We start from the raw sequence: 21,488 nt of genomic DNA, 5'->3' as shown, positions 1-21,488 counted from the left end.
ACCACTTTCTGTGTACCGGCAAAATTTATCGATTTCTTTTAAAATCCTGCCGATAGTGCTACTTTTGCATTTTCATTGAAAAATCCATATAACAAATGACGATTCCCTCGAAATATGATGCCGGTTCAGCCGAATCAAAATGGTATGATTACTGGATGGAGAACAAGTATTTTCGCTCGGTTCCTGATGAAAGGGAGCCGTATACCATTGTGATCCCGCCACCCAACGTGACCGGGGTGCTGCATATGGGGCATATGCTGAATAATACCATTCAGGATGTGCTTATAAGACGGGCCCGCCTGAAAGGCTACAATGCCTGCTGGGTTCCCGGTACCGATCACGCATCGATTGCTACCGAGGCCAAGGTCGTCGCTAAGCTGAAAGCAGCAGGAATAGAGAAGTGCGACCTGACACGGGAATCGTTTTTGGAACACGCCTGGGATTGGACTCACGAGTATGGTGGAGTGATCCTGGAGCAGTTAAAAAAGCTGGGGTGTTCCTGTGACTGGGAACGCACCAAATTCACCATGGATGACGATATGTCGGCTTCGGTGATCAAGGTCTTTGTTGAATTATATAATAAAGGGCTGATCTATAAGGGTCACCGAATGGTGAACTGGGATCCTGAAGCAAAAACCACTCTTTCAGATGAAGAGGTTATCTATGAAGAGCGTCAGGGTAACCTGTACCACCTGGCTTATCAGATCGAAGGCAGTGATGAGAAAGTAATCATCGCTACTACACGCCCGGAGACCATTTTAGGAGATACGGCTATCTGTATTCATCCTGATGATGAAAGATATACACACCTCGCTGGTAAGAAGGTCATAGTACCTGTTGTGAACAGGGCCATCCCTGTAATTCAGGATGAATATGTAGACATGGAATTCGGAACCGGTTGTCTTAAGGTGACCCCGGCCCATGACGAAAATGATAAAATGCTCGGCGACAAGCACGGGCTTGAAGTGGTCGATATCTTTAATGACGATGCCAGTGTTAATGCTAACGGCCTCCATTATGAGGGCATGGATCGTTTTGCGGTTCGTAAGGCCATCGTGAAAGAGCTGGAATCCCTGGGATCACTTGTAAAAACCGAACCCCATATGCATAAGGTGGGTACTTCAGAAAGGACAAAGGCGGTGATCGAACCCAGGCTTTCTGATCAGTGGTTTCTTAAGATGAAAGATCTTTCTGAACCGGCGCTTAAAGCCGTTCTTGAAACGGGGGATATACGTTTGTTCCCTAAAAAGTTCGAAAACACTTTCAAGCACTGGCTCGAAAATATCAGAGATTGGAATATTTCCCGTCAATTATGGTGGGGACACCGTATTCCTGCTTTTTATTACGGAGAAGGGAAAGAAGATTTTGTGGTCGCAGCCACTATTGAAGAAGCATTGGATCTTGCGAGAAAGGCTACCGGAAAGGAGGAGTTACAGGCTGAGGATCTGAAACAGGAAGAAGATTCATTAGATACCTGGTTTTCATCATGGTTATGGCCCATTAGTGTTTTTGGGGGTATACTAGAGCCCGAAAATGAGGAGATAAAATATTATTATCCGACCAACGACCTGGTCACAGGTCCTGATATACTTTTCTTTTGGGTGGCCAGAATGATTTTTGCCGGCTACGAGTTCAGAGACGAAAAGCCTTTCACTAACGTTTATCTTACCGGTTTGGTCAGGGATAAACAACGTCGAAAGATGTCGAAATCCCTCGGAAATTCACCCGATGCCCTGCAGTTGATCAGGGATTATGGCGCTGATGGGGTGCGCGTGGGACTTTTACTGAGTTCTGCGGCGGGTAACGATCTCTTATTCGATGAGGCATTATGCCAGCAGGGAAAGAATTTTGCCAATAAGATCTGGAATGCTTTCAGACTTGTGAAGGGTTGGGATATTGATGATACGATAGGCCAGCCTGAACATGCAGCCATAGCTACAAGTTGGTACAGGAATAAATTCAATACCGTACTTGCTGAGATAGAAGATCATTTTGAGAAATACCGAATCTCAGATGCGCTCATGGCAATCTATAAACTCATATGGGATGACTTCTGTTCATGGCTGCTGGAGATGGTCAAGCCTGCCTATCAGCAACCCGTTAATAAGAAAACATTCGCTGAGGTGATCTCCCTGTTTGAAGACAACCTCAAACTTTTACATCCTTTTATGCCTTTCCTCACCGAAGAAATCTGGCAGCATATGGAGGAGCGTATGCCGGAAGATGCCCTGATCGTTGCTTCCTGGCCTGAGTATGAAAAGGCTGATGAGCAGCTGGTGTCCCGTTTCGCTTTTGCTGCAGAAGTGATTTCAGGTATCAGAACTGTACGTAAAGAAAAAAATATCGCTCAGAAGAACAGCCTCGAGCTTTATGTGCTCGATAACGAGGGTACAGGTAAAGAGTTTGATCCGGTAATTACCAAACTGGGAAATATTGAAAAGCTATCCTATACCAATGAGAAGATAGAGGGGTCTATATCTTTCAGGGTCGGATCAAATGAATATTTCATTCCAATGGAGGGATCGGTTGATGTCGAGAGTGAAAAGAAGAAAATAGAAGAAGAACTTTCATATACCGAAGGATTTCTTAAAACCGTACGCAAAAAACTTTCCAACGAAAGATTCGTAAACAGTGCCCCGGAAAAGGTGGTGGAAATGGAGCGAAAGAAAGAGGCTGATGCCCTGGCTAAGATAGAGACCCTAAAAGAAAGTCTTGCCGGCCTGCAGTAATAGCTTCATACGGTTTTGATGCTGTAAATTTTATCAAGAGAGGACCCCTGTGGTCCTCTTTTTTATTTGATGGAGTATAGCAGCCGTGTTAAATCGCAATCCATAAATCCGGCAAAAATTAAGAATTATACGTAAGCTGGGAGAGTATAAGGAGCGGGAGGTGATTATTAAGGTTGGGAGTCTAAACTGTCAAAATACGAATTGACCAGTTCGATATACTTTCTTTTGGCTTCGCTCTCAGAAATATCCTGAACCTGAAAAAGCGCGTTTGCTTTGAATGCATTGATGATCGATCGCTTACTGCCCGGAGGGTCTGTGCTTCTTGTAGCGCGCTTATAGTAGGCGTATAACCGTAATAAAAAGTCTGCAGGCAGCATCTGGTCATATTCGTTGATACGGTCAACTGCTTCCCTGAAGGTCTTATCTAGTTCCTTCCCTTTCATGTTGTACTTTTTAAGTTGCGATAACATCAACGCCTCCTCTGACCTTTTCATGCAGAGCGACTTTTATATCGGCATCAAGCGGGAGAAACAAGTCGACACGAGATCCGAATTTTATAAAACCGGCATCTGCGCCTTGTACGGCTTCCTGGCCTTCCCTGGCGTAGTTCACAATACGCTTGGCCATGGCTCCGGCAATCTGACGGTATAAAACCTCCCCATAGACCGGGTTCTTGATCACGACAGTGGTACGTTCGTTTTCTTCAGAAGATTTTGGATGCCATGCCACCAGGTATTTCCCCGGGTGGTATTTACTGTAGGTGACCTTTCCTCCGATAGCATACCGGGTCACGTGTACATTGATGGGCGACATGAAAATAGATACCTGAATGCGCTCGTCTTTGAAGTACTCTTTTTCGAATACTTTTTCGATCACCACCACTTTTCCATCTACAGGAGCGATAACTGTTGCGTCATCAGGTGATATGAGTCTTTTGGGATTGCGGAAAAACTGCAAAATAAGAATGAGCAAGACCAGAAATATCATCTGCACCAGGATGCGGATCCAGTCTTTGTCGATATAAAAATGAGCTGATAACACCCCGGCTATAACCAAGAAAAGGGTGATAATGATGATCTTGTATCCTTCCTTATGAAACATAGTTGAAAATTTGTAGCATTAGATAAGCAAAAGGGGCGGCGAAAACCAGGCTGTCCAGCCGATCCAGCAATCCGCCATGACCCGGCAGGATGGCTCCGCTGTCTTTCACTCCCGCTCTTCTTTTAAACATCGATTCGACCAGGTCGCCAAGGGAGCCTGTAATTACCACTACCAGTGCAAGCAGGATCCATTGAGCCAGGTTTAACTCATGACCATATCTGTATAGGAGATAGGCCGCAAGCAATGCAAAAAATAAACCTCCTAGAAAGCCTTCTATAGTTTTCTTTGGAGAAACACGTTCAAAGAGTTTTCGTTTGCCGAAAGTCTTTCCAACCAGGTAAGCGAAGGAATCATTTACCCAGATCAATATAAAAATACCAATAATCAGAGGTTTGGCAAAATGATCGATCCGATAAGGTATCATGGTCAGAAATATACAGCCACCTCCTATATAGAAAAGGCTGGTGAGGAATTTCATTTCGTTGCTGTACCTGATCTTTTTGATGGTGAACAGGTCGATAAGCAATAAGAGATCGAAAGAGATACAGGCAATCAGCAACAGGGTCTTCAGGGTCTCCTTGTATGAAATGGTATTCAGTATATAGATATACACCCACCATAAGAGCAGAAAGGCGATAAAGACCAGGTATCCTCTGAGTCTTATAATGCGTTTGAATTCATAAAGGCAGACCAGCCCAAAAATAAGGAAGAGAAAATCAAAAGCATCATTGCTCAAAAAAACCGCTGCGAGAAGTAACAATACGTATAGAACGCCGGTGATCGAGCGCTTCAGAAGTTCTCTCATACTATAAATCTTCCAGTAGGAGCAAATATAAGTTTTTTGAACTACTACCATAGGTGAGGAAATCTTTTTCTTCGCTCATGGTAAAGTTCTTAATGGTGGTGATATTTGTAGGTATCACGCTGCGGTTTTTGGATTTGATTCCGCGAAGCCCTTCACCGATATTGTCGATTAACTGGCTTGTAGTGGCAAAGATCACAAAGTTACCGGGCAGTTCATTAAGTTTACTTTCTCCTATTTGGTTGGAGCTGATCAACAGGGAGCCATTGTCGGCCACCAGGTACTCACAACGGCTTAGAAAAGCCTCGGCTCCCCTGCAGTTCTTTCGGGAGGGAAGTTTAAATGGAGGTTGAAAGCTTTTTTTAAGAGAGTCATCAAGGCAACATATATCTTCTGTATTCCATTGATTTTCTTGCAGGATATTGGCAAAGCAGTCATGAATTTCGTCGATGGAATCACAATAGAGAAACTTACCACCGTTTTTCTTGAAGTTGATGGTAAACTTTTCATCGGTGGGGAGCTTGACTTCAGGCATGAACTTACCTCGCTGTTCAGCGCCTTCAGGTTTTGAATCCTTGCCAGAATTTTTTCCAAAAAGTCGTTTAAATAAGCTCATTATAAATTAATGGGGGTATCGGTGATTCTTTCTTGCTCTGTTCTTAAAAGTATGAAATAATATGGTTATTTATAAAATACGGGCACAAAAAACAATTTTGTGCCCGGAGTTTATATTGTTAACCAAAGTCCTAGTTTTCCTGTAACTCTTCAGCTTCCTCTTCTTCTTTGTCCTTTTTTTCAAAAGGTCTTTTGCCGAAGATGCGCTCAAGGTCATCTTTGAAAATAACTTCCTTGTCAAGAAGATATTCTGCCAGGGTTGTGAGTTTATCCTTGTTCTTCTCCAGTATCTCAATGGCCCTTTTGTACTGCTCTTCAATGATTCTGGAGATCTCCTTGTCGATGATCTTCGCCGTCTCCTCACTGTATGGTTTGGAGAAGTTATAATCGGTCTGACCGGTAGAATCGTAATAAGTGAGGTTTCCTATCTGGTCATTCAGTCCGTAGATGGTAACCATGGCTCTGGCCTGTTTGGTCACTTTTTCGAGATCGCTGAGTGCACCGGTTGATATTTTATCGAAGATCACTTTTTCGGCTGCTCTTCCACCCATGGTGGCACACATCTCGTCAAGCATTTGCTCGGGGCGAACGATCAATCGTTCTTCCGGCAGGTACCATGCTGCACCGAGGCTTTGTCCGCGGGGAACGATGGTAACCTTCACCAGGGGAGCTGCATGTTCAAGCAACCAGCTTACCGTAGCGTGACCGGCCTCGTGAAAGGCGATGGTCTTTTTCTCTTCCGGGGTGATGATCTTGTTCTTTTTTTCCAATCCTCCAACGATACGGTCTACCGCATCCAGGAAATCCTGTTTGTCAACGGCTTTTTTCCCGTTTCGTGCAGCGATCAGGGCTGCTTCGTTACAAACATTGGCGATATCTGCACCTGAGAAGCCGGGGGTTTGTTTCGCGAGAAACTCCATATCCAGTTTTTCAGAGGTCTTGATGGGTCTGAGGTGAACCTCGAAGATCTCTTTGCGTTCCCGTACATCAGGGAGATCGACATAGATCTGTCTGTCAAATCGACCCGCCCGCATGAGTGCCTTATCTAAGACATCGGCACGGTTGGTGGCTGCGATCACGATCACATTAGTGTTAGTGCCAAAACCATCCATTTCAGTCAACAGCTGGTTGAGGGTGTTTTCCCGCTCATCGTTACTGCCGGTGAAATTGTTTTTACCACGAGCCCTACCGATGGCATCGATCTCATCGATGAATATGATCGCCGGAGCTTTATCTTTCGCCTGTTTGAACAGGTCGCGTACCCTTGAGGCACCCACCCCTACAAACATCTCAACGAAGTCTGAACCCGAAAGCGAGAAGAAAGGCACTTTTGCCTCTCCTGCCACCGCTTTCGCGAGCAGGGTTTTACCTGTACCCGGAGGTCCTACCAGTAAGGCTCCTTTAGGTATTTTACCACCAAGGGAAGTATATTTTTCAGGGTTCTTCAAAAAGTCTACGATCTCCTGAACCTCCTCTTTAGCCCCTTCCAATCCGGCAACATCCTTAAAGCTGACCTTCATGTCGGTCTTTTCATCAAAGAGCTTCGCCTTTGATTTACCGATGTTAAAGATCTGCCCTCCGGCACCGCCGGCTGCACCACCTGACATTCTTCTCATGAGGAATATCCAGATCCCGATGATCAGCACAAATGGCAGCAGTGTGAGCAACAGGTCACCCAGAAGGTTGGATTCCTGCTCGAACTCTACAGAAGTTTCCAGGTCGTTTTCCTGTATGGTTGTACTGACCTCATTCTCAAAATTCTGCAGGTCACCGAACTTGAGCTGATATTGAGGTAGTTGTGAAGTTGAAGGCAGCAGGGATTTACTCTGTGCATTCTTGTGAACTTCTTTTTCAAGAGCTTCCGTATCCAGGTAGACCTTCGCCTGCCTGGTATTGGTAATAATCTGTATTTTTTTAACATCTCCCGCTCTCAGGTATTCCTGGAGTTTGGCCGGTGTGATGTCAGGGGGAGTAGACCATCCACTTCCTCCGGAAAAAAACTGCATTCCAATGATGAAAAGCAGTATCACCCCATAGATCCAGTATGAACTGAACCTGGGTTTTTTGGGCGTATTATTATTGTTGTTGTTGTTATTCTCTTTTGCCATTTACTAAAACTTAAATTTAATTGGAAGGGATAGCTGTAACCTTGGCATCACCCCATAATCCTTCGATGTCGTAATATTCTCTGATGTGTTTCTGGAACACGTGAACCACGACGTTGACGTAGTCGATCAATACCCATTCAGCATTATCAGTTCCCTCAACATGCCATGGTTTGTCTTTTAACTCTTTACTGACCGTTTTTTGGATGGAATTTACGATGGCGTTTACCTGAGTATTTGAAGTACCATTACAGATAATGAAGTAATCGCAAACAGTGTTTTCTATATCTCTTAAATCTAAAATGTTTACATCCTTTCCCTTAACCTCTTCAATTCCCTTTAAGATAAATGTTATTAACTGATCTGCACTACTATTCGCTTTTGCCATTAAAAAATTTTATTTTCACAAAGTTATTATTTTTTATCTTTTCAGGGCTCCCCTCTTAACATAAGATTACATTTTAAAGGAAACCCTTTTCATGAACATTATCAAACTTAATGCCATCGATTCGACCAATAGCTATCTTAAGAAGATGGCCGCTTCCGGCGGGGTCTCAGATAATACCGTGGTGGTCAGTGATGAACAGACCTCAGGGAGGGGTCAAATGGGAACAGTATGGCGCAGTGAACCCGGTAAGAACCTTACCTTTAGCCTGTTCAAGGAGATCAGGCGCCTGCAGAGGGAAGAGCAGTTCTATCTTAGCATGGCTGTTTCCCTGGGTATTCTGAAAGGCCTGGAAACCTTTGATATTCCTTCACTGCGAATTAAATGGCCGAACGACATTTTGTCAGGGAATGCCAAAATATGCGGTATTCTCATAGAAAACATCTTTAAGGAAAACCAAATGAGATCTTCTGTAATCGGGATAGGGTTGAACGTGAATCAGCTCGACTTTGAAGATCTGTTGAACGCTTCTTCGATGAAACGTATCACAGGAATTCATTATAACCGTGATGAAGTGATGCAGCGAATCATTAAAGGAATTAACGAGATGGAACAGCTGGTTGAGAACCGGGAACTGGGTCTGCTGAAAAGCGAGTATGAGTCCATGCTTTTCAGAAGAGAAAAGCCATCTACTTTTAAAAAACCCGACGGAGCACTGATAATGGGTTTTATAGAGGGGGTCGATACCGGAGGGAAACTTGTTATTCGCCTTGAAGACGAAGTACGGCAACGATTTGACCTTAAAGAAATAACCCTGCTGTATTAGCAGGGTGTGAGTTTAAAGCCGAAAAGTTTGATATCTAAAGTTTAGACATGTTTTCGGTCAGGGTATTGATGAATTTGGTGATTGGTCCCTTGATCATCATCCCCATCATGGCATTAAATTCTCCTTCGAATACCAGTTTAGCTTCGCTTTTATTGTCTGCCGCTTCATCGATGTCGGCTGTCAGGGTAAAAGGCAGTTTGTCGCTGGCGGCACCTAATACGACCTTCTTGTGAGGGTCCTGGTCTTTAAGCTTTAGAACGATCTCAGGCATTCCCTGAAGGGCAAAAAGAAATTTGCCTTCTTCCAACACCTCAAATTTGCTGATGTTGTCAGGCATAAGTGTTTCGAAGTTCTCCACCTGGCTCAGAAAGTTGAACAGCTCTTCAGGAGATTTGTTGACTGTGGTTTTAGGAGTTTCTATGGTCATAATTATTGCTGTTTCCACTCTGAAGGATTAAGTCTCCAGTCTTTCAGAGTGTTCATTTCTTTTTCGTTAATATAATGTGTTTCGGTGGCCTGTTCCAGCAGATGATCGTAGTTGCTGAGCGTATGCAGGCTAACGCCTTCCTTTTCAAAGTTTTCTTCAGACACTGCGAAACCGTAGGTGAATATCGCGATCATTCCCTTTATAACAGCCCCTCCTTCTTTCAGGGCTTTTACTGCGTTGAGGCTGCTCTTGCCGGTACTTATTAGGTCTTCTACTACCACTACGTGCTGACCCGGCTCCAATTGTCCTTCGATCTGATTGCCCCGTCCGTGTTTTTTAGGTTCAGGCCTCACATAAATAAAAGGCAGATTCATGTATTCTGCAACCAGCATACCAATTCCGATAGCACCTGTGGCAACTCCGGCTATAACATCGGGTTTTCCATAGACCTCTTCGATCTGTCGGGCCATCTGTTCCCTGATATAGTTTCGAATGGGCGGGTATGAAAGTACGATGCGATTGTCGCAGTATATGGGTGATTTCCAGCCCGAAGCCCAGGTAAATAAATTTTTCGAATTCAATTTTATTGCATTTATTTGCAATAGAAGTTCTGCTGTTTTCCTGGCGGTATCTTTGTTAAAAATCATGGTGCAAATGTATGAAGTTTTTGCTAACGATCATCGTCTTTTTTTAACCTCTGAAATCGCCAAGGAAACCGATTTTAAACTGTTTCTCATGGATACGGTTGACCTTGAAGATGTGGTCAGCCAACTGCAAAAAGGAAAGATTCAGGGAGCGCAGATCTATCATCCAAAAAAGAAGGATCTCCTAAAGAAGTTTACCAAAAAAGCACCGCTTGTAGTGGCTGCCGGAGGGCTGGTCCAAAACAAGCAGGGTGAGACCCTGTTCATTTTCAGAAACGGAAAATGGGATCTGCCCAAAGGCAAGGTCGATAAGGGAGAGTCTATCGAAGAAGCCGCCATCAGGGAAGTGGCGGAGGAAACGGGAGCTAAAAAACTCAAACTCGGAGACCTGCTCGGAGTGACTTACCACCTGTTTAAAAGAAACGGAGTGATCAAGCTCAAGGAAACCCACTGGTATAAAATGTCTACCAAATACAAAGGGGAGCTCATACCTCAGTGTGATGAGGGGATCGAAAAAGCCGTATGGCTTTCAGATGATCAGATCGAAGAGGCGCTGAGCAATTCATACGCCAATATCAAAGGTTTTTTCGAAAGGGTGACAGTTTCTGAATGATTGCTTTTCATATTGATTTTCAATTCCTTACTTCAGGCTGAAACTATAACGATTGCGAATTCATCTTCTGCATTATCAAATCGTCATTCTCTCTCTGCAGCCTTGTCAAAACGAAAAAAACAAGTAGTTTTGCACCCTTAAAATTTAAAGGATGACAGAATTTATTCGCAAGCGCGCGGCAAATGCTAAAAACGATATTTTCAGCGGTCTTACGGTGGCTTTGGCACTCATACCGGAAGCGGTCGCTTTTGCATTTGTAGCCGGTGTTCCGCCGCTGGTAGGGTTGTATGCCGCCTTCATGGTAGGACTTATCACCTCGATATTCGGAGGGCGACCCGGTATGATATCCGGCGCTACGGGAGCTTTGGCAGTAGTCATGGTAAGCCTGGTGGCCCAGGGAAATGCCATGGGTGCCCCCGACGAAAATATGGGGTTATACTACCTCTTTCTCACAGTTATTCTGATGGGGATCATACAAATGCTGGCAGGTATCTTCAAGCTGGGTAAATTCGTACGCTTGATACCGCATCCTGTGATGATGGGATTCGTAAATGGTCTCGCCATTGTTATTTTTCTTTCTCAACTGGGAATGTTTAAGGAAGTTACAGGGGGAGAACGTGTCTGGATGTCAGGTATGTCATTGTATCTCATGATCGGCTTCGTGGCTCTGACCATGCTGATCATGTGGGGGCTGCCCAGGATCAATAAGAAATTACCTGAAGCACTGATCGCCATTCTGGTGGTGTCTGCCATCGTTATTATCGGAAACCTCGATGTAGCCACAGTGGGTTCTTTTATTCGTGATGGGGGAGGAACCGGTTTGAAAGGCGGGCTTCCCGTGTTGCAACTGGAGATATTCGAAAAGGTTCCGTTGAATCTGGAAACCTTGAGATTTATCGGTCCATATGCTTTGATCCTGGCAGCGATCGGACTCATTGAATCACTGATGACGCTGAACCTTATCGATGAGCTTACTGAGACCCGTGGAAATACCAATCGTGAATGTATGGCGCAGGGAGGTGCCAATATCGTAACGGGACTTTTCGGAGGTATGGGCGGATGTGCCATGATCGGGCAGTCGATTATCAATATCAAGGGAGGAGGCAGAACCCGGCTTTCAGGAATAGTGGCCGCCATTACCTTGCTTTTGTTCATATTGTTTGCCAGCAGCCTGATAGAAAGGGTGCCCATTGCCGCGTTGGTTGGCGTGATGTTCATGGTGGTGATAGGAACCTTTGCCTGGTCAAGTTTTCGCGAGATCAGTAAGATTCCTTTGTCTGATGCCATTGTGCTGGTAGCCGTTTCTGTACTTACCGTGATTTTTGATCTGGCCATCGCAGTGATCGCCGGGGTGATCATCTCTGCCCTGGTGTTTTCCTGGGAGAACGCCAAGCGTATACGTGCCAGAAAGACCGTACAGGAAGATGGTACCAAGGTGTATGAGATCTGGGGACCTCTTTTCTTCGGAAGTGTACAGGCTTTTAACAGTAAATTCGATGTGAAGAACGATCCCGATAATGTGGTGATCGATTTTATGGAATCAAGAGTGGCCGACCATTCAGCATTGGAAGCGCTTTTTAACCTGGTGGGTAAATATGAGGCAGCGGGAAAAAAGGTGCGCATCAAACACCTGAGTGAAGAATGTCAGCGACTCATGATCAAAGCCTCTCCGAGACTGGCTACCGTGATCGAAGAAGATATAGATGACCCGAGATATCACGTCATGGCACAGGTTATGGAATAAAAAAAATACCCCCGGATAATCCGGGGGTATTTTTTTTGGGTTATGAGGGTATGGAGTTATGGGATTATGGAGTTATGAGGTTATGAGGTTATGGGGTTATGCAGGGATGTCGGGATTCTGTCTATCAATCCATTTTTATAGTGACTACCTCATTGCCTGATTATCTGACCTTTTAACCCTCTGAATAAAACTATTTTAGATAGCCGCAGACCAGTCCGCTTTTACCGGCTCCCTTCGACAAGCTCAGGGTGACTTCGACAAGCTCAGGGTGACAATAACTGATGTAGTGACTGTTTATCAATCACACCATCTCACTATTTCACCACCTCACCGACTGACTGCCTGGCCTTTTGACCCTCTGAATAAAACTATTTTGGATAGCCGCAGACCAGTCCACTTTTACCGGCTCCCTTCGACAAGCTCAGGGTGACTTCGACAAGCTCAGGGTGACAATAACTGATGGTGACTGTTTATCAATCACACCATCTCACCACCTCACCATCTCACCATCTGACCATTTGACTGTTTGACCACCTGACTACCTGACCACCTTATGAAAACCGTCATTCAGAGCACAGCGAAGGACCTGCCGATTCGGTATGGAGGTACACGGGTATATGGATATATCTAACTGAATTTCTAAGTGGTCTTTGAAAGATTGCTTCGCCTCATTGCCTGAGGCTCGCAAAGACGTATTATTTGATTATTTCTCGGGAAGCGAGAAGCGGGATGGAATGCGGGGATTCGGGAATATGGAAAAGCCCGAACTCTTTGACTTTCTGACCTTCTGACTATCTCACCATCTCACCATCTCACCATCTGACCATCTCACCATCTGACCATTTGACTGTTTGACCAGCTGACTACCTGACCACCTCATGAAAACCGTCATTCAGAGCGCAGCGAAGAATCTGCCAATTCGGTATGGAGGTACACGGGTACATTGGTATATGGATATATCTAACTGAATTTCTAAGTGGTCTTTGAAAGATTGCTTCGCCTCATTGCCTGAGGCTCGCAAAGACGTATTATTTGACTTTCTGACCATTTGACCATTTGACTACCTGACCACCTCATGAAAACCGTCATTCAGAGCGCAGCGAAGAATCTGCCAATTCGGTATGGAGGTACACGGGTACATAGGTATATGGATATCTCTAACTGAATGTCTAAGTAGTCTTTGAAAGATTTGCTTCGCCTCATTACCTGAGGCTCGCAAAGACGTATTATTTGATTATTTCTCGGGAAGCGAGAAGCGGGATGGAGTGTGGGGATTCGGGAATATGGAAAAGCCCGAACCCTTTGACTTCCTGACCTTCTGACTATCTCACCATCTCACCATCTGACCATTTGACTGTTTGACCACCTGACTACCTGACCACCTCACTATCTCACTATCTCACTATCTCACTACCTCACTGCCCATCCACCTTCACCGTTTCTGGTACCAGTCCGCTATAGTCACCGCCATTTCTGATCACATCACGAACGATCGATGAAGATATATAGCTTTTCCCGGAGGAGGTAAGCAGGAAGACCGTCTCTATTTCTGAAAGTTTCCGGTTGGTATGGGCGATTGCTTTTTCGAACTCGAAATCAGCCGGGTTTCGAAGACCTCTCAGAATAAATTCTGCTTCCACCTTCCGACAGAAATCCACGGTGAGGCCTTCATAGGTCATTACTTTGATTCGGGGCTCATGTTTAAATGCCTCTTCGATGAATCGCATTCGCTGTTCCAGGGGGAACATATATTTCTTATCGGCATTGATACCGATGGCGATGATAAGTTCATCAAAAAGGGTGATGCCCCTGGTAATAATATCGTAATGCCCCAGAGTAATGGGATCAAAAGATCCCGGAAAGATAGCTCTTCGCATAGTTGTCGGCTTTCGTTTTTTTAAAGATACGAATTCACGCTTGTATGGCATGAGCGCTTTTGAGTGCTTCTTCTATCGCGTTCCCGAACAGCTCAGGAAGTGTGATGCCTGCTTCCCTTGCCTGTTGTGGAAGTATGCTTTCACGGGTAAGGCCCGGAATGGTGTTCACCTCCAGTAAGTGCGGCTCGTTGTTTACCAATATATATTCGCTTCTGCTGAATCCTTTCAGTTTTAAAACCTGATATACTTTGGCAGCGATATTCCTTATTTTTTCTTCCAGCTCAGTATCGAGATCGGCAGGGGTCACTTCCTGTGATTTGCCCTGGTATTTGGCTTCATAATCAAAAAAGTCGTTCTCTGTAACGATCTCGGTAATAGGGAGTACGGTGACCTTGCCCTGGTATCTGATCACACCGACAGAAACCTCACGTCCTTCAAGGAAGGATTCGATGATGATCTCGTCATCTTCATTGAAAGCGCTGTCGATCGCCTTTTGAAGGGTGCTCTCTTCGTGTACTTTTGAAACTCCAAAACTGGAACCTGCCTTATTTGCCTTTACGAAGCAGGGAAGACCTACTTTCTCAATGATTGCCCTGGTGTCAACCTGGTCTCCTTTATTCAGGTAGTAGGAAGTGGCGCATTTGATACCGTAAGGTTTCAGGGCCGCCAGGCAATCTCTTTTGTTAAAGGTAAGGGCCGCCTGGTACATATCGCAGGCGGTTTGAGGGATGCCGAGTAATTTGAGGTAAGCCTGCATAAAGCCATCTTCGCCCGGAGTGCCATGTATGGCATTGAATATACAGTCAAAGTTGATTTTTTTTCCTTCTATCGTTACAGAGAAATCTGAACGGTCTATCGCGTACTCTTTTCCGTCAGGCATGACACATGCCCATTTATCTTTCAGAATATGAAGGGGAAATGCATTATAGCGATCGCTGTCAAGATTGTCGCAGACCACTTGTCCGCTTTTCAGTGAGATCTGGTATTCTGAAGAATACCCTCCCATGATCACTCCGATATTTTTTTTCATTTATATTGATTCAGGCTGTTCTTACGTTATCCAAATGTATTATTAATTCTGAAAGTAATGAAGGGAAAATTTATCTGTCTTAGCGAAATCCCTCACAGGCTTTATCCTCGTAGTTTTTATATATTTGCCTCATAAATTTTATAGATGAAATTGATCAAATTTGTCCTGAGTAAAGTCTTCCTGAAACAAGTCCTGCTTGCATTTGCAGTGGTACTGGTACTTGTGATCGGTATTATGCAATACCTGAAGATCACCACCAACCACGGAGAGTTCGTTCTGGTACCTGATCTTTCGAAAAAATCTCTTCGGCAGGTCGATGAGATTCTCGAACAGGCCCAGTTGAACTATGTGGTGCTGGATTCCACTAATTTCAACCCTGATTATCCGCGTTTTTCGGTGATCGAGCAAAACCCGAAACCCAATAAACAGGTGAAGGAGGGAAGAAAGATCTACCTGACCATAAATCCTTCGGGCTACCGCACGGTGAGCGTTCCCGATGTGATACAGAAAACAAGAAGAAATGCAGAATCCATGCTGAAGGCCGTAGGTCTGCAGGTGGGAGAAGTCACCTATATTAATGAGATCGGGAAAGACATGGTGTATTACATTCGCCATGAGGGTAAGAACATCAATCCCGGACATCAACTGCCCAAAACCACTAAAGTCGAACTGGTCTGCGGAAACGGCAATGAGGCCGAGGTTGTGGTTGAATAAACAGAACTAATGGCAGATTTCGAAACAGAAGAAAATGACGAACTGTACGAACACTACAGTTTCAAAGCGGGGAAGGGGCAGGAGCCACTGAGGGTTGATAAGTTCCTGATGAACTTTATAGAAAACGCCACCCGGAACAAAATTCAGCAGGCTGCCAAAAATGGCAATATCCATGTGAACGGTACAGTGGTTAAACAAAACTACAAGGTAAAAGCCAACGATGAGGTGAAAGTGCTTTTCGAGCACCCGCCCCATGAATATCTGCTTACGCCTGAAGACATTCCTCTCGATATCGTTTACGAAGACAAAGACCTGATCGTGCTGAACAAAGAGGCAGGGATGGTTGTGCATCCCGGTCATGGGAATTATTCGGGCACCCTTATCAATGCCCTGATCTATCATTTCCAGAATCTGCCAATGAACAGTGATGAGCGCCCGGGACTGGTACATCGCATCGACAAGGATACCAGTGGTCTCCTGGTGGTAGCGCGAACCGAGAAGGCATTGAATCATCTGTCAAAACAGTTCTTCAACAAAACCAGTGAGCGGGAATATGTGGCTCTCGTTTGGGGAAATGTGGAAGAGGATGAAGGTACGGTTGAGGGAGCTATCGGGCGCAACCCTAAGAACCGGTTGCAAATGATGGTGTTTCCTGATGGCGATCAGGGGAAGGAAGCTGTCACCCATTATCGCGTATTGGAAAGATTTGGTTATGTCACTCTTGTGAGCTGCCGTTTGGAAACGGGGCGAACCCATCAGATAAGGGTGCATATGAAATACATCGGACATACGCTCTTTAATGATGAGCGCTACGGAGGAGATAAGATCCTGAAGGGAACTACCTTTACCAAATACAAGCAATTCGTTGAGAACTGCTTTAAGACTCTTCCAAGACAGGCCTTACATGCCAAAACGCTCTCTTTTGAACATCCGGAAACAGGTGAATGGTTGAGTTTCGATTCAGAAATACCAAGGGATATGGCCGAATGCCTGGATCGGTGGAGGAACTACGCCAGGCATCAGGACCTTTCATAGGTGTTTGTTATGAGCTGATAAGATTAAAATGTCAGGGCTTCATTGGGTGATAAAGGCTTACTTAGTACCTTTATATACTCCATGCGCATCAGAGAACTTACATTATTCACATCGGTACCTGAGCAACAGTTCAGGTTTTATGCTGATGTTCTGGGTTTTCCGGTCAGCAGAACAGAGGAAGGCCTGGAAATAATCGCAGGCGATACCATCCTGAGGTTCTGTTACAGAAAAAACGCATCTCCCACTCATTTTGCATTTAACATCCCTCCGTATGCTGAGCACAAAGCTTTAGAGTGGTTACGGGATCGGGTAGAGTTGATACCGTTCGAAGATGAACCTATCATTGATTTTTCCAACTGGAATGCCCGGGCGCTTTATTTTTATGATGGTCAGAAAAACATTGTCGAATTCATCTCTCGCAGGGATCTTTCACATCCCGGAGTGAATGATGCGTTCTCGGCAAAAGACATCCTGAACGTCAGTGAGATCGGGGTGGCGGTTTCTGATATCAAAGACTTTTACGACAACCTTCAGAAATTGAAGCCTGTCGGTATGTATGATGGTAATTTTGATTCCTTTTGCGCGGTGGGAGATCCCAATGGCTTATTTATAATCGTCGACAGAGAGAAGAAAACATGGTTTCCGGCTGATGACCCGGTTGAGCAATCAGATTTTATTATCTCCGGAGATTATAATTTTGCCTTTAAAGATGGAAAAATAGAATCAGTAACATGTTAATGCCTGTTTTATGAAATTAGTTTTATCACCAGCAAAATCATTGAATTACGAATCTGAAGTGCCTGTTGCCAAGGCAACTGAGCCTGCTTTTCTCGAAGAGGCGGTAAAGCTCAATAAGGCCCTGCGGGAAAAATCACCCGCAGACTTGCAGGAACTGATGGGAATATCAGAAAAGCTGGCTGAACTGAACTGGCAACGCAACCAGGATTTTGAGGTTCCGTTTGATAAAAAGAACGCCAGGCAGGCGATCTTCGCTTTTGACGGAGATGTCTATACAGGTCTGGACGCCTATACCATATCTGAAGAGAACATCGATTATCTGCAGAATTCTGTTAGAATCTTAAGCGGATTATATGGCGTTTTAAAACCACTCGATCTTATGCAGCCATACCGCCTTGAAATGGGCACGAATTTCTCGGTAGGAAATAATAAGAATCTTTACGACTTCTGGAAAGAACGCATAACTGCTGAACTCAATAAAGAGCTTAAGGAAAATGAGCTTTTTGTAAACCTGGCCAGTAAGGAATATTTCGGTGCTGTTGATGAGAAAAAGCTAAAGACAGCGGTTATCAGCCCGGTATTCAAAGACTGGAAGAACGGGAAGCTAAAGATCATCAGTTTTTATGCCAAAAAGGCCCGGGGATCTATGGTGCGATATATGGTCGAGAACCAGGTCGAAAGCCTCGAAGGCCTGAAAGGCTTCGATTATGATGATTACTCATATAGCGAAGAATACACCAAAAAAGAAAATGAGCCCGTTTTTATACGATAGTTATAGTTTTAAAGCAGGTTAAAATTTGCTATCTTATATAGCAAACCAAAGATAATGAGACAAATAGGTGTAGTTGTGCTCATGTTCTTCATGCTGATGTTGAATATGAGAGCTCAGGAAAAGATTAAGTTACTGGGTTCGGTAAAAGATCATGAACGCGAGCCCATAGCCGATGCCCGTATTTATATAGACGGAAAGTTCAGCGGACAAACCAGTAATGCCAGGGGATATTTTGAAGTTGAGGTGAGTCCGGATACACAGGTAATTTCTGTGGTGGCAAAGAAAAAAGGATTGATGAGTGTTGAATATGAGGGGCAGGAACGTTTATCGTTTGTGTTTCTGGACCAGGAGCACAGTGGTTTCGCCGTTGATGAACAAACCGACCTGGGTTATGGAAAAGTAGATAGTGAAGACGCTACTTACAGTGTCGGCAAGGTCGATTTTTCAGAAGCTGTTGCGAATCCTTCAGCATTTACCAATATCTACGACCTGATACGTTCAAGGGTGCCCGGGGTAACGGTGGTGGGTAACCGTATTTATATGAGAGGAGCCGATAGCTTCAGGGGAGGCGGACAGCCCCTTTTAGTCGTTGACGGGCAAATAGTGAGTTCCATTGACTACCTGAATCCCAATGAAATAAAAAGCATTGAATTTTTAAAAGATGCAGCTGCATCCATATATGGATCCCGGGGCAGTAACGGGGTATTGCTCATCAGCCTCAAAAAGGAATAATGTTGCAATTATTTTTTGGTATCGATACTCAGTTTTTCTTCTACCGGAGCTTTCTTTTTGATTTTTCTGCGTCTGCGAACGCCGTACGTACCACGATAGATTTTACCTCTTCTTGATTTAATATCTCCTTTTCCCATGGTTGTTTATGATTTTTGGTTCTCTTTAATATAACTATTTTCAAAGAAAACAGAAAGTAATGTTCTACCATAAACACCCTTATTCACCCTTTGTTCCCGATGGCGCAACCAGGCTTATAGTGGGCACTTTGCCGCCTCCAAGGTTTACTACAGGAGATCTGAAACCTGATGATGTTGATTTTCCCTACGGAAGCAGGGACGGGATGCTTTGGCCCATCATTGACCGTATTTTTGATCTGAACCTGCTTTACGATAATAGTTATGAAGCGGTCAGGCAAAGAGCAGAGTTTTTGAAAAGAAGAAAAATGGGGATTTTCGATATTGTGGAGGCGGCAAGACGGGATAAGATAGATGCTTCTGACCTGGGAATGCAGGATATTGAACTTCGGGACCTGACCGGGGCTCTTCGTGAACTTCCAAATGTGCACACTCTTTTATTCACTGGCGGCAACAGCAAGAACGGCCCTGAATATCATTTCAGGAGGCAGTTGATTGCATATGGTATAAAGCTAGAGGCGGTTAAAAAAAGCGTACCACGTGTGCATCGGTTCATTTTGGATGACCGCCTGATTACTACAGTTTCCCTGACCGCCCCATCAGGTGCGGCCAACAGGGCAGTGGGTGCTTTACCCGAATACAAGTTGCAGAAAGCAAAAAACCCTGAATTCAACACTTTTGAATTCAGGGTTCAGCAATATTCAGAATTTCTCTGATTATTTCTTGTTCTGTTGATCCTTAATAGTTTTCTCGTCAATATCGAAATCGTTGGTGTCAATATTGGTTTTTCCGGTTGGATTCACCGGGTTGTTTTCGTTGTTCTTCTCTTTTTTTCTTTTTAGTCTGTTATCTTCAATCTTTCCCATCGTTCTTCTGTTTTAAGGTTCACTTATAATATAGGAAAGATTAAGTTTATTCTTCTTAAAATTGATTTAAATTCCTGTTAATGAGCTTGAAAACAAGCCTTCGTAAAACCTAAGGCCGTAGTTTATCTGTTCCAGGGTGATATTTTCATCAGGACTGTGTTGGTTGTTATCGGGGTTTACAAGGGGAACGATGAATGCGGGAACTTCCAGGGCATTGATAAAGGGGGCGATGGGAACGGTTCCTCCCATGATCCTGATACGTACCGGTTCTTCTTCGAATGTGGTTTGTAGCACCTGCTGCAGCCAGGAAGCATAGGGGTGATTCATATCGGTTCTGAAGGCATCGGTAACACTGCCTTCTTCGAATCGGATCACCTTATCGTAATTCGTTCGTATATCTTTGCCAGGTTCATCATCCACCAGGTGATATCCCTGCGCTGTCAGATATTCTCTTATCAATGACTTTTGACGGGCTCCCGGGGTTTCGGGTACCAGCCTGATATCGATCTCTGCAACGGCACGGTCAGGAATGATGGTTCTGGTCTGACTGCCTGTCCACCCGCTGCTGAGACCTCTGACGTTTAAAGAGGGGAACTGCAGGGATTCCTGGTAATTATTTCCCGGTTTCTGAGCGCTGTGGATAGCGAGATTTTTACGTATGCCTTCCTGGTCATCGGGAACTTCGGCGAGAATTTGAGTGAGTGGTTCATCCAATTCGATGCCTTCGTAAAAACCTTCCACGAGTACGCTTCCGTCTTCCTTTTTTAAAGAGCTCAGCAAATGCGCCATGGTAAATGCCGGGTTGGGAGCATAATTTCCATAATGACCGCTGTGCTGTGGCGCAATAGGGCCATAGGAGGTAAGCTGCAGGCTTGTGATTCCCCGACAGCCGAAAACGATAGTTGGTTTTCCGCTGGCATGCACCGGGCCATCATTGATAATTAGCATGTCTGCCTGCAGCAATTCCCGGTATTGCCTGACAGCTTCAGGTAAGGGCTTGCTTGATTTTTCTTCTTCTCCGTCGAGTATGACTTTGATGTTAAATGCCGGTTCGCGGCCAGAGGCCAGCAGTTCATCATAGGCATTAAGAAACATGATGATAGGGCCTTTATCGTCGGAGACCGATCTCCCGAATAGCCTCAGGTCCATGGAGATTTTTTCTTTTTCCAGTTCCTCCCAGGAGACCTCGTCAAAATTGCCCTCCCTGGGCTGTTTGAGCACTACCTGATAAGGGTTCGGTTGATTCCATGCCTTGGCATCGACCGGCTGTCCGTCAAAGTGCATATAGAAAAGAACGGTGGGCCGGTCATCTCTGATACGCGTATTGGCAAAAAACAGAGGTGCGTTTGAGGTCTTCAGTACCATAGTACTGAAACCCCTTTTTGCGAATCTCTTTTTCAGCCAGATGATATTATCATCGATATCAGAAAGGTTGGAAGCATCGTTCGGAATGGCTGTAAATTCACGGATTTCTTCGATAGCCGCCAGCAGTCTTGGGTGCCTTTCCTGAGCTTGTATAAAAAAACTCATCAAAACGCATAGAAGGGAGATTTGAAATTTCATAGTTGCGGTATTTTGAGTAAAAATTACTGCTTTCTT

Annotated in this window: 24 protein-coding genes; 11 read left to right on the top strand and 13 right to left on the bottom strand. The window is 44.7% G+C overall.

Features of this window, described 5'->3' with window-relative positions; genetic code table 11:
* The first annotated feature begins 95 nt into the window (after window positions 1-95).
* Window positions 96-2,729: a valine--tRNA ligase gene (locus tag K7R10_RS04845; protein ID WP_224483547.1), complete on the top strand. Its 2,634-nt coding sequence runs from the start codon at window positions 96-98 to the stop codon at window positions 2,727-2,729.
* A 167-nt stretch (window positions 2,730-2,896) separates the two neighbouring features.
* Here the strand turns inward: K7R10_RS04845 and K7R10_RS04840 are convergent, their stop codons facing one another.
* From K7R10_RS04840 to rsfS, 6 genes are all read right to left on the bottom strand, one after another.
* On the bottom strand, window positions 2,897-3,172 hold the full coding sequence (locus K7R10_RS04840) for an acyl-CoA-binding protein (protein WP_224483646.1): 276 nt from the start codon (window positions 3,170-3,172) through the stop codon (window positions 2,897-2,899).
* A gap of 10 nt (window positions 3,173-3,182) precedes the next feature.
* Window positions 3,183-3,830 (bottom strand): phosphatidylserine decarboxylase family protein, encoded by a 648-nt coding sequence (locus tag K7R10_RS04835; protein ID WP_224483546.1) that lies wholly within the window; start codon window positions 3,828-3,830, stop codon window positions 3,183-3,185.
* Complete coding sequence (locus K7R10_RS04830) at window positions 3,820-4,635, bottom strand: phosphatidate cytidylyltransferase (RefSeq protein WP_224483545.1); 816 nt, start codon at window positions 4,633-4,635, stop codon at window positions 3,820-3,822. The genes K7R10_RS04835 and K7R10_RS04830 overlap by 11 nt, the downstream gene beginning before the upstream one ends.
* 1 nt (window position 4,636) lies before the next feature.
* Window positions 4,637-5,248: an LUD domain-containing protein gene (locus K7R10_RS04825; RefSeq protein ID WP_224483544.1), complete on the bottom strand. Its 612-nt coding sequence runs from the start codon at window positions 5,246-5,248 to the stop codon at window positions 4,637-4,639.
* A gap of 130 nt (window positions 5,249-5,378) precedes the next feature.
* Window positions 5,379-7,355: an ATP-dependent zinc metalloprotease FtsH gene (gene ftsH / locus K7R10_RS04820; RefSeq protein ID WP_224483543.1), complete on the bottom strand. Its 1,977-nt coding sequence runs from the start codon at window positions 7,353-7,355 to the stop codon at window positions 5,379-5,381.
* A 16-nt stretch (window positions 7,356-7,371) separates the two neighbouring features.
* Complete coding sequence (gene rsfS / locus K7R10_RS04815) at window positions 7,372-7,740, bottom strand: ribosome silencing factor (protein ID WP_224483542.1); 369 nt, start codon at window positions 7,738-7,740, stop codon at window positions 7,372-7,374.
* A gap of 91 nt (window positions 7,741-7,831) precedes the next feature.
* On the opposite strand from rsfS, the gene K7R10_RS04810 reads away from it, so the two are divergent.
* Window positions 7,832-8,563 (top strand): biotin--[acetyl-CoA-carboxylase] ligase, encoded by a 732-nt coding sequence (locus K7R10_RS04810; RefSeq protein WP_224483541.1) that lies wholly within the window; start codon window positions 7,832-7,834, stop codon window positions 8,561-8,563.
* Window positions 8,564-8,597: 34 nt separating this feature from the next.
* Here K7R10_RS04810 and K7R10_RS04805 read toward each other — a convergent pair whose 3' ends face one another.
* Both K7R10_RS04805 and pyrE read right to left on the bottom strand, forming a co-directional pair.
* Window positions 8,598-8,990, bottom strand: a complete 393-nt coding sequence (locus K7R10_RS04805) for an SRPBCC family protein (protein WP_224483540.1) — start codon at window positions 8,988-8,990, stop codon at window positions 8,598-8,600.
* 2 nt (window positions 8,991-8,992) lie between these two features.
* Complete coding sequence (gene pyrE / locus K7R10_RS04800; protein WP_224483539.1) at window positions 8,993-9,637, bottom strand: orotate phosphoribosyltransferase; 645 nt, start codon at window positions 9,635-9,637, stop codon at window positions 8,993-8,995.
* Window positions 9,638-9,644: 7 nt separating this feature from the next.
* Between pyrE and K7R10_RS04795 the strand changes: the two genes are divergently transcribed.
* The 3 genes from K7R10_RS04795 to K7R10_RS04785 all read left to right on the top strand — a co-directional run bounded on the left by K7R10_RS04795 (window position 9,645) and on the right by K7R10_RS04785 (window position 12,782).
* Complete coding sequence (locus K7R10_RS04795) at window positions 9,645-10,247, top strand: NUDIX hydrolase (RefSeq protein WP_304621895.1); 603 nt, start codon at window positions 9,645-9,647, stop codon at window positions 10,245-10,247.
* Between the two features lie 151 nt (window positions 10,248-10,398).
* Window positions 10,399-11,991, top strand: a complete 1,593-nt coding sequence (locus K7R10_RS04790) for a SulP family inorganic anion transporter (RefSeq protein ID WP_224483538.1) — start codon at window positions 10,399-10,401, stop codon at window positions 11,989-11,991.
* A 650-nt stretch (window positions 11,992-12,641) separates the two neighbouring features.
* The gene (locus K7R10_RS04785) at window positions 12,642-12,782 is read left to right on the top strand and encodes a hypothetical protein (protein ID WP_224483537.1); all 141 of its coding nucleotides are present in this window, start codon (window positions 12,642-12,644) and stop codon (window positions 12,780-12,782) included.
* Between the two features lie 624 nt (window positions 12,783-13,406).
* On the opposite strand, the gene coaD is transcribed toward K7R10_RS04785, so the two are convergent.
* Window positions 13,407-13,868 carry a pantetheine-phosphate adenylyltransferase gene (coaD, locus tag K7R10_RS04780; RefSeq protein ID WP_224483536.1) on the bottom strand — a complete coding sequence of 154 codons (462 nt, stop codon included), beginning with the start codon at window positions 13,866-13,868 and terminating at the stop codon, window positions 13,407-13,409.
* 34 nt (window positions 13,869-13,902) lie between these two features.
* Window positions 13,903-14,898, bottom strand: coding sequence for a D-alanine--D-alanine ligase (locus tag K7R10_RS04775; RefSeq protein ID WP_224483535.1), 996 nt, complete (start codon window positions 14,896-14,898; stop codon window positions 13,903-13,905).
* A gap of 144 nt (window positions 14,899-15,042) precedes the next feature.
* Between K7R10_RS04775 and K7R10_RS04770 the strand changes: the two genes are divergently transcribed.
* The 5 genes from K7R10_RS04770 (at window position 15,043) to K7R10_RS04750 (ending at window position 18,889) form a co-directional block, all read left to right on the top strand.
* Complete coding sequence (locus tag K7R10_RS04770; protein WP_224483534.1) at window positions 15,043-15,612, top strand: PASTA domain-containing protein; 570 nt, start codon at window positions 15,043-15,045, stop codon at window positions 15,610-15,612.
* A 9-nt stretch (window positions 15,613-15,621) separates the two neighbouring features.
* On the top strand, window positions 15,622-16,647 hold the full coding sequence (locus K7R10_RS04765; protein WP_224483533.1) for an RluA family pseudouridine synthase: 1,026 nt from the start codon (window positions 15,622-15,624) through the stop codon (window positions 16,645-16,647).
* Between the two features lie 81 nt (window positions 16,648-16,728).
* A complete protein-coding gene (locus K7R10_RS04760) occupies window positions 16,729-17,385 on the top strand; it encodes a VOC family protein (protein ID WP_224483532.1) in 657 nt (218 codons plus the stop codon).
* A gap of 10 nt (window positions 17,386-17,395) precedes the next feature.
* Entirely contained in the window at window positions 17,396-18,157 is a 762-nt protein-coding gene (yaaA, locus tag K7R10_RS04755; protein WP_224483531.1) for a peroxide stress protein YaaA, read from the top strand.
* A gap of 54 nt (window positions 18,158-18,211) precedes the next feature.
* Window positions 18,212-18,889, top strand: a complete 678-nt coding sequence (locus K7R10_RS04750) for a TonB-dependent receptor plug domain-containing protein (RefSeq protein WP_224483530.1) — start codon at window positions 18,212-18,214, stop codon at window positions 18,887-18,889.
* Between the two features lie 8 nt (window positions 18,890-18,897).
* On the opposite strand, the gene K7R10_RS04745 is transcribed toward K7R10_RS04750, so the two are convergent.
* The gene (locus K7R10_RS04745) at window positions 18,898-19,026 is read right to left on the bottom strand and encodes a 30S ribosomal protein THX (RefSeq protein ID WP_224483529.1); all 129 of its coding nucleotides are present in this window, start codon (window positions 19,024-19,026) and stop codon (window positions 18,898-18,900) included.
* 59 nt (window positions 19,027-19,085) lie between these two features.
* Between K7R10_RS04745 and K7R10_RS04740 the strand changes: the two genes are divergently transcribed.
* The gene (locus K7R10_RS04740) at window positions 19,086-19,739 is read left to right on the top strand and encodes a uracil-DNA glycosylase family protein (RefSeq protein WP_224483528.1); all 654 of its coding nucleotides are present in this window, start codon (window positions 19,086-19,088) and stop codon (window positions 19,737-19,739) included.
* On the opposite strand, the gene K7R10_RS04735 is transcribed toward K7R10_RS04740, so the two are convergent.
* Both K7R10_RS04735 and K7R10_RS04730 read right to left on the bottom strand, forming a co-directional pair.
* Window positions 19,740-19,889: a hypothetical protein gene (locus tag K7R10_RS04735; RefSeq protein WP_224483527.1), complete on the bottom strand. Its 150-nt coding sequence runs from the start codon at window positions 19,887-19,889 to the stop codon at window positions 19,740-19,742. It lies immediately after the preceding gene.
* 66 nt (window positions 19,890-19,955) lie between these two features.
* Window positions 19,956-21,452, bottom strand: coding sequence for a M20/M25/M40 family metallo-hydrolase (locus K7R10_RS04730; protein ID WP_224483526.1), 1,497 nt, complete (start codon window positions 21,450-21,452; stop codon window positions 19,956-19,958).
* Between the last annotated feature and the right edge of the window lie 36 nt (window positions 21,453-21,488).

The organism is Robertkochia aurantiaca (assembly GCF_020166495.1).
Taxonomy (GTDB): domain Bacteria; phylum Bacteroidota; class Bacteroidia; order Flavobacteriales; family Flavobacteriaceae; genus Robertkochia; species Robertkochia aurantiaca.
Note: the sequence above shows the minus strand (reverse complement) of the source record. Positions and strands in the feature narration are given on the sequence as shown.

Excerpts from the sequence above, each read along its gene's own strand:
- K7R10_RS04845 (WP_224483547.1), top strand. The coding sequence starts at position 96 with ATGACGATTCCCTCGAAATATGATGCCGGTTCAGCCGAATCAAAATGG.
- K7R10_RS04840 (WP_224483646.1), bottom strand. The coding sequence starts at position 3,172 with ATGAAAGGGAAGGAACTAGATAAGACCTTCAGGGAAGCAGTTGACCGT.
- K7R10_RS04835 (WP_224483546.1), bottom strand. The coding sequence starts at position 3,830 with ATGTTTCATAAGGAAGGATACAAGATCATCATTATCACCCTTTTCTTG.
- K7R10_RS04830 (WP_224483545.1), bottom strand. The coding sequence starts at position 4,635 with ATGAGAGAACTTCTGAAGCGCTCGATCACCGGCGTTCTATACGTATTG.
- K7R10_RS04825 (WP_224483544.1), bottom strand. The coding sequence starts at position 5,248 with ATGAGCTTATTTAAACGACTTTTTGGAAAAAATTCTGGCAAGGATTCA.
- ftsH (WP_224483543.1), bottom strand. The coding sequence starts at position 7,355 with ATGGCAAAAGAGAATAACAACAACAACAATAATAATACGCCCAAAAAA.
- rsfS (WP_224483542.1), bottom strand. The coding sequence starts at position 7,740 with ATGGCAAAAGCGAATAGTAGTGCAGATCAGTTAATAACATTTATCTTA.
- K7R10_RS04810 (WP_224483541.1), top strand. The coding sequence starts at position 7,832 with ATGAACATTATCAAACTTAATGCCATCGATTCGACCAATAGCTATCTT.
- K7R10_RS04805 (WP_224483540.1), bottom strand. The coding sequence starts at position 8,990 with ATGACCATAGAAACTCCTAAAACCACAGTCAACAAATCTCCTGAAGAG.
- pyrE (WP_224483539.1), bottom strand. The coding sequence starts at position 9,637 with ATGATTTTTAACAAAGATACCGCCAGGAAAACAGCAGAACTTCTATTG.
- K7R10_RS04795 (WP_304621895.1), top strand. The coding sequence starts at position 9,645 with ATGTATGAAGTTTTTGCTAACGATCATCGTCTTTTTTTAACCTCTGAA.
- K7R10_RS04790 (WP_224483538.1), top strand. The coding sequence starts at position 10,399 with ATGACAGAATTTATTCGCAAGCGCGCGGCAAATGCTAAAAACGATATT.
- coaD (WP_224483536.1), bottom strand. The coding sequence starts at position 13,868 with ATGCGAAGAGCTATCTTTCCGGGATCTTTTGATCCCATTACTCTGGGG.
- K7R10_RS04775 (WP_224483535.1), bottom strand. The coding sequence starts at position 14,898 with ATGAAAAAAAATATCGGAGTGATCATGGGAGGGTATTCTTCAGAATAC.
- K7R10_RS04770 (WP_224483534.1), top strand. The coding sequence starts at position 15,043 with ATGAAATTGATCAAATTTGTCCTGAGTAAAGTCTTCCTGAAACAAGTC.
- K7R10_RS04765 (WP_224483533.1), top strand. The coding sequence starts at position 15,622 with ATGGCAGATTTCGAAACAGAAGAAAATGACGAACTGTACGAACACTAC.
- K7R10_RS04760 (WP_224483532.1), top strand. The coding sequence starts at position 16,729 with ATGCGCATCAGAGAACTTACATTATTCACATCGGTACCTGAGCAACAG.
- yaaA (WP_224483531.1), top strand. The coding sequence starts at position 17,396 with ATGAAATTAGTTTTATCACCAGCAAAATCATTGAATTACGAATCTGAA.
- K7R10_RS04750 (WP_224483530.1), top strand. The coding sequence starts at position 18,212 with ATGAGACAAATAGGTGTAGTTGTGCTCATGTTCTTCATGCTGATGTTG.
- K7R10_RS04745 (WP_224483529.1), bottom strand. The coding sequence starts at position 19,026 with ATGGGAAAAGGAGATATTAAATCAAGAAGAGGTAAAATCTATCGTGGT.
- K7R10_RS04740 (WP_224483528.1), top strand. The coding sequence starts at position 19,086 with ATGTTCTACCATAAACACCCTTATTCACCCTTTGTTCCCGATGGCGCA.
- K7R10_RS04735 (WP_224483527.1), bottom strand. The coding sequence starts at position 19,889 with ATGGGAAAGATTGAAGATAACAGACTAAAAAGAAAAAAAGAGAAGAAC.
- K7R10_RS04730 (WP_224483526.1), bottom strand. The coding sequence starts at position 21,452 with ATGAAATTTCAAATCTCCCTTCTATGCGTTTTGATGAGTTTTTTTATA.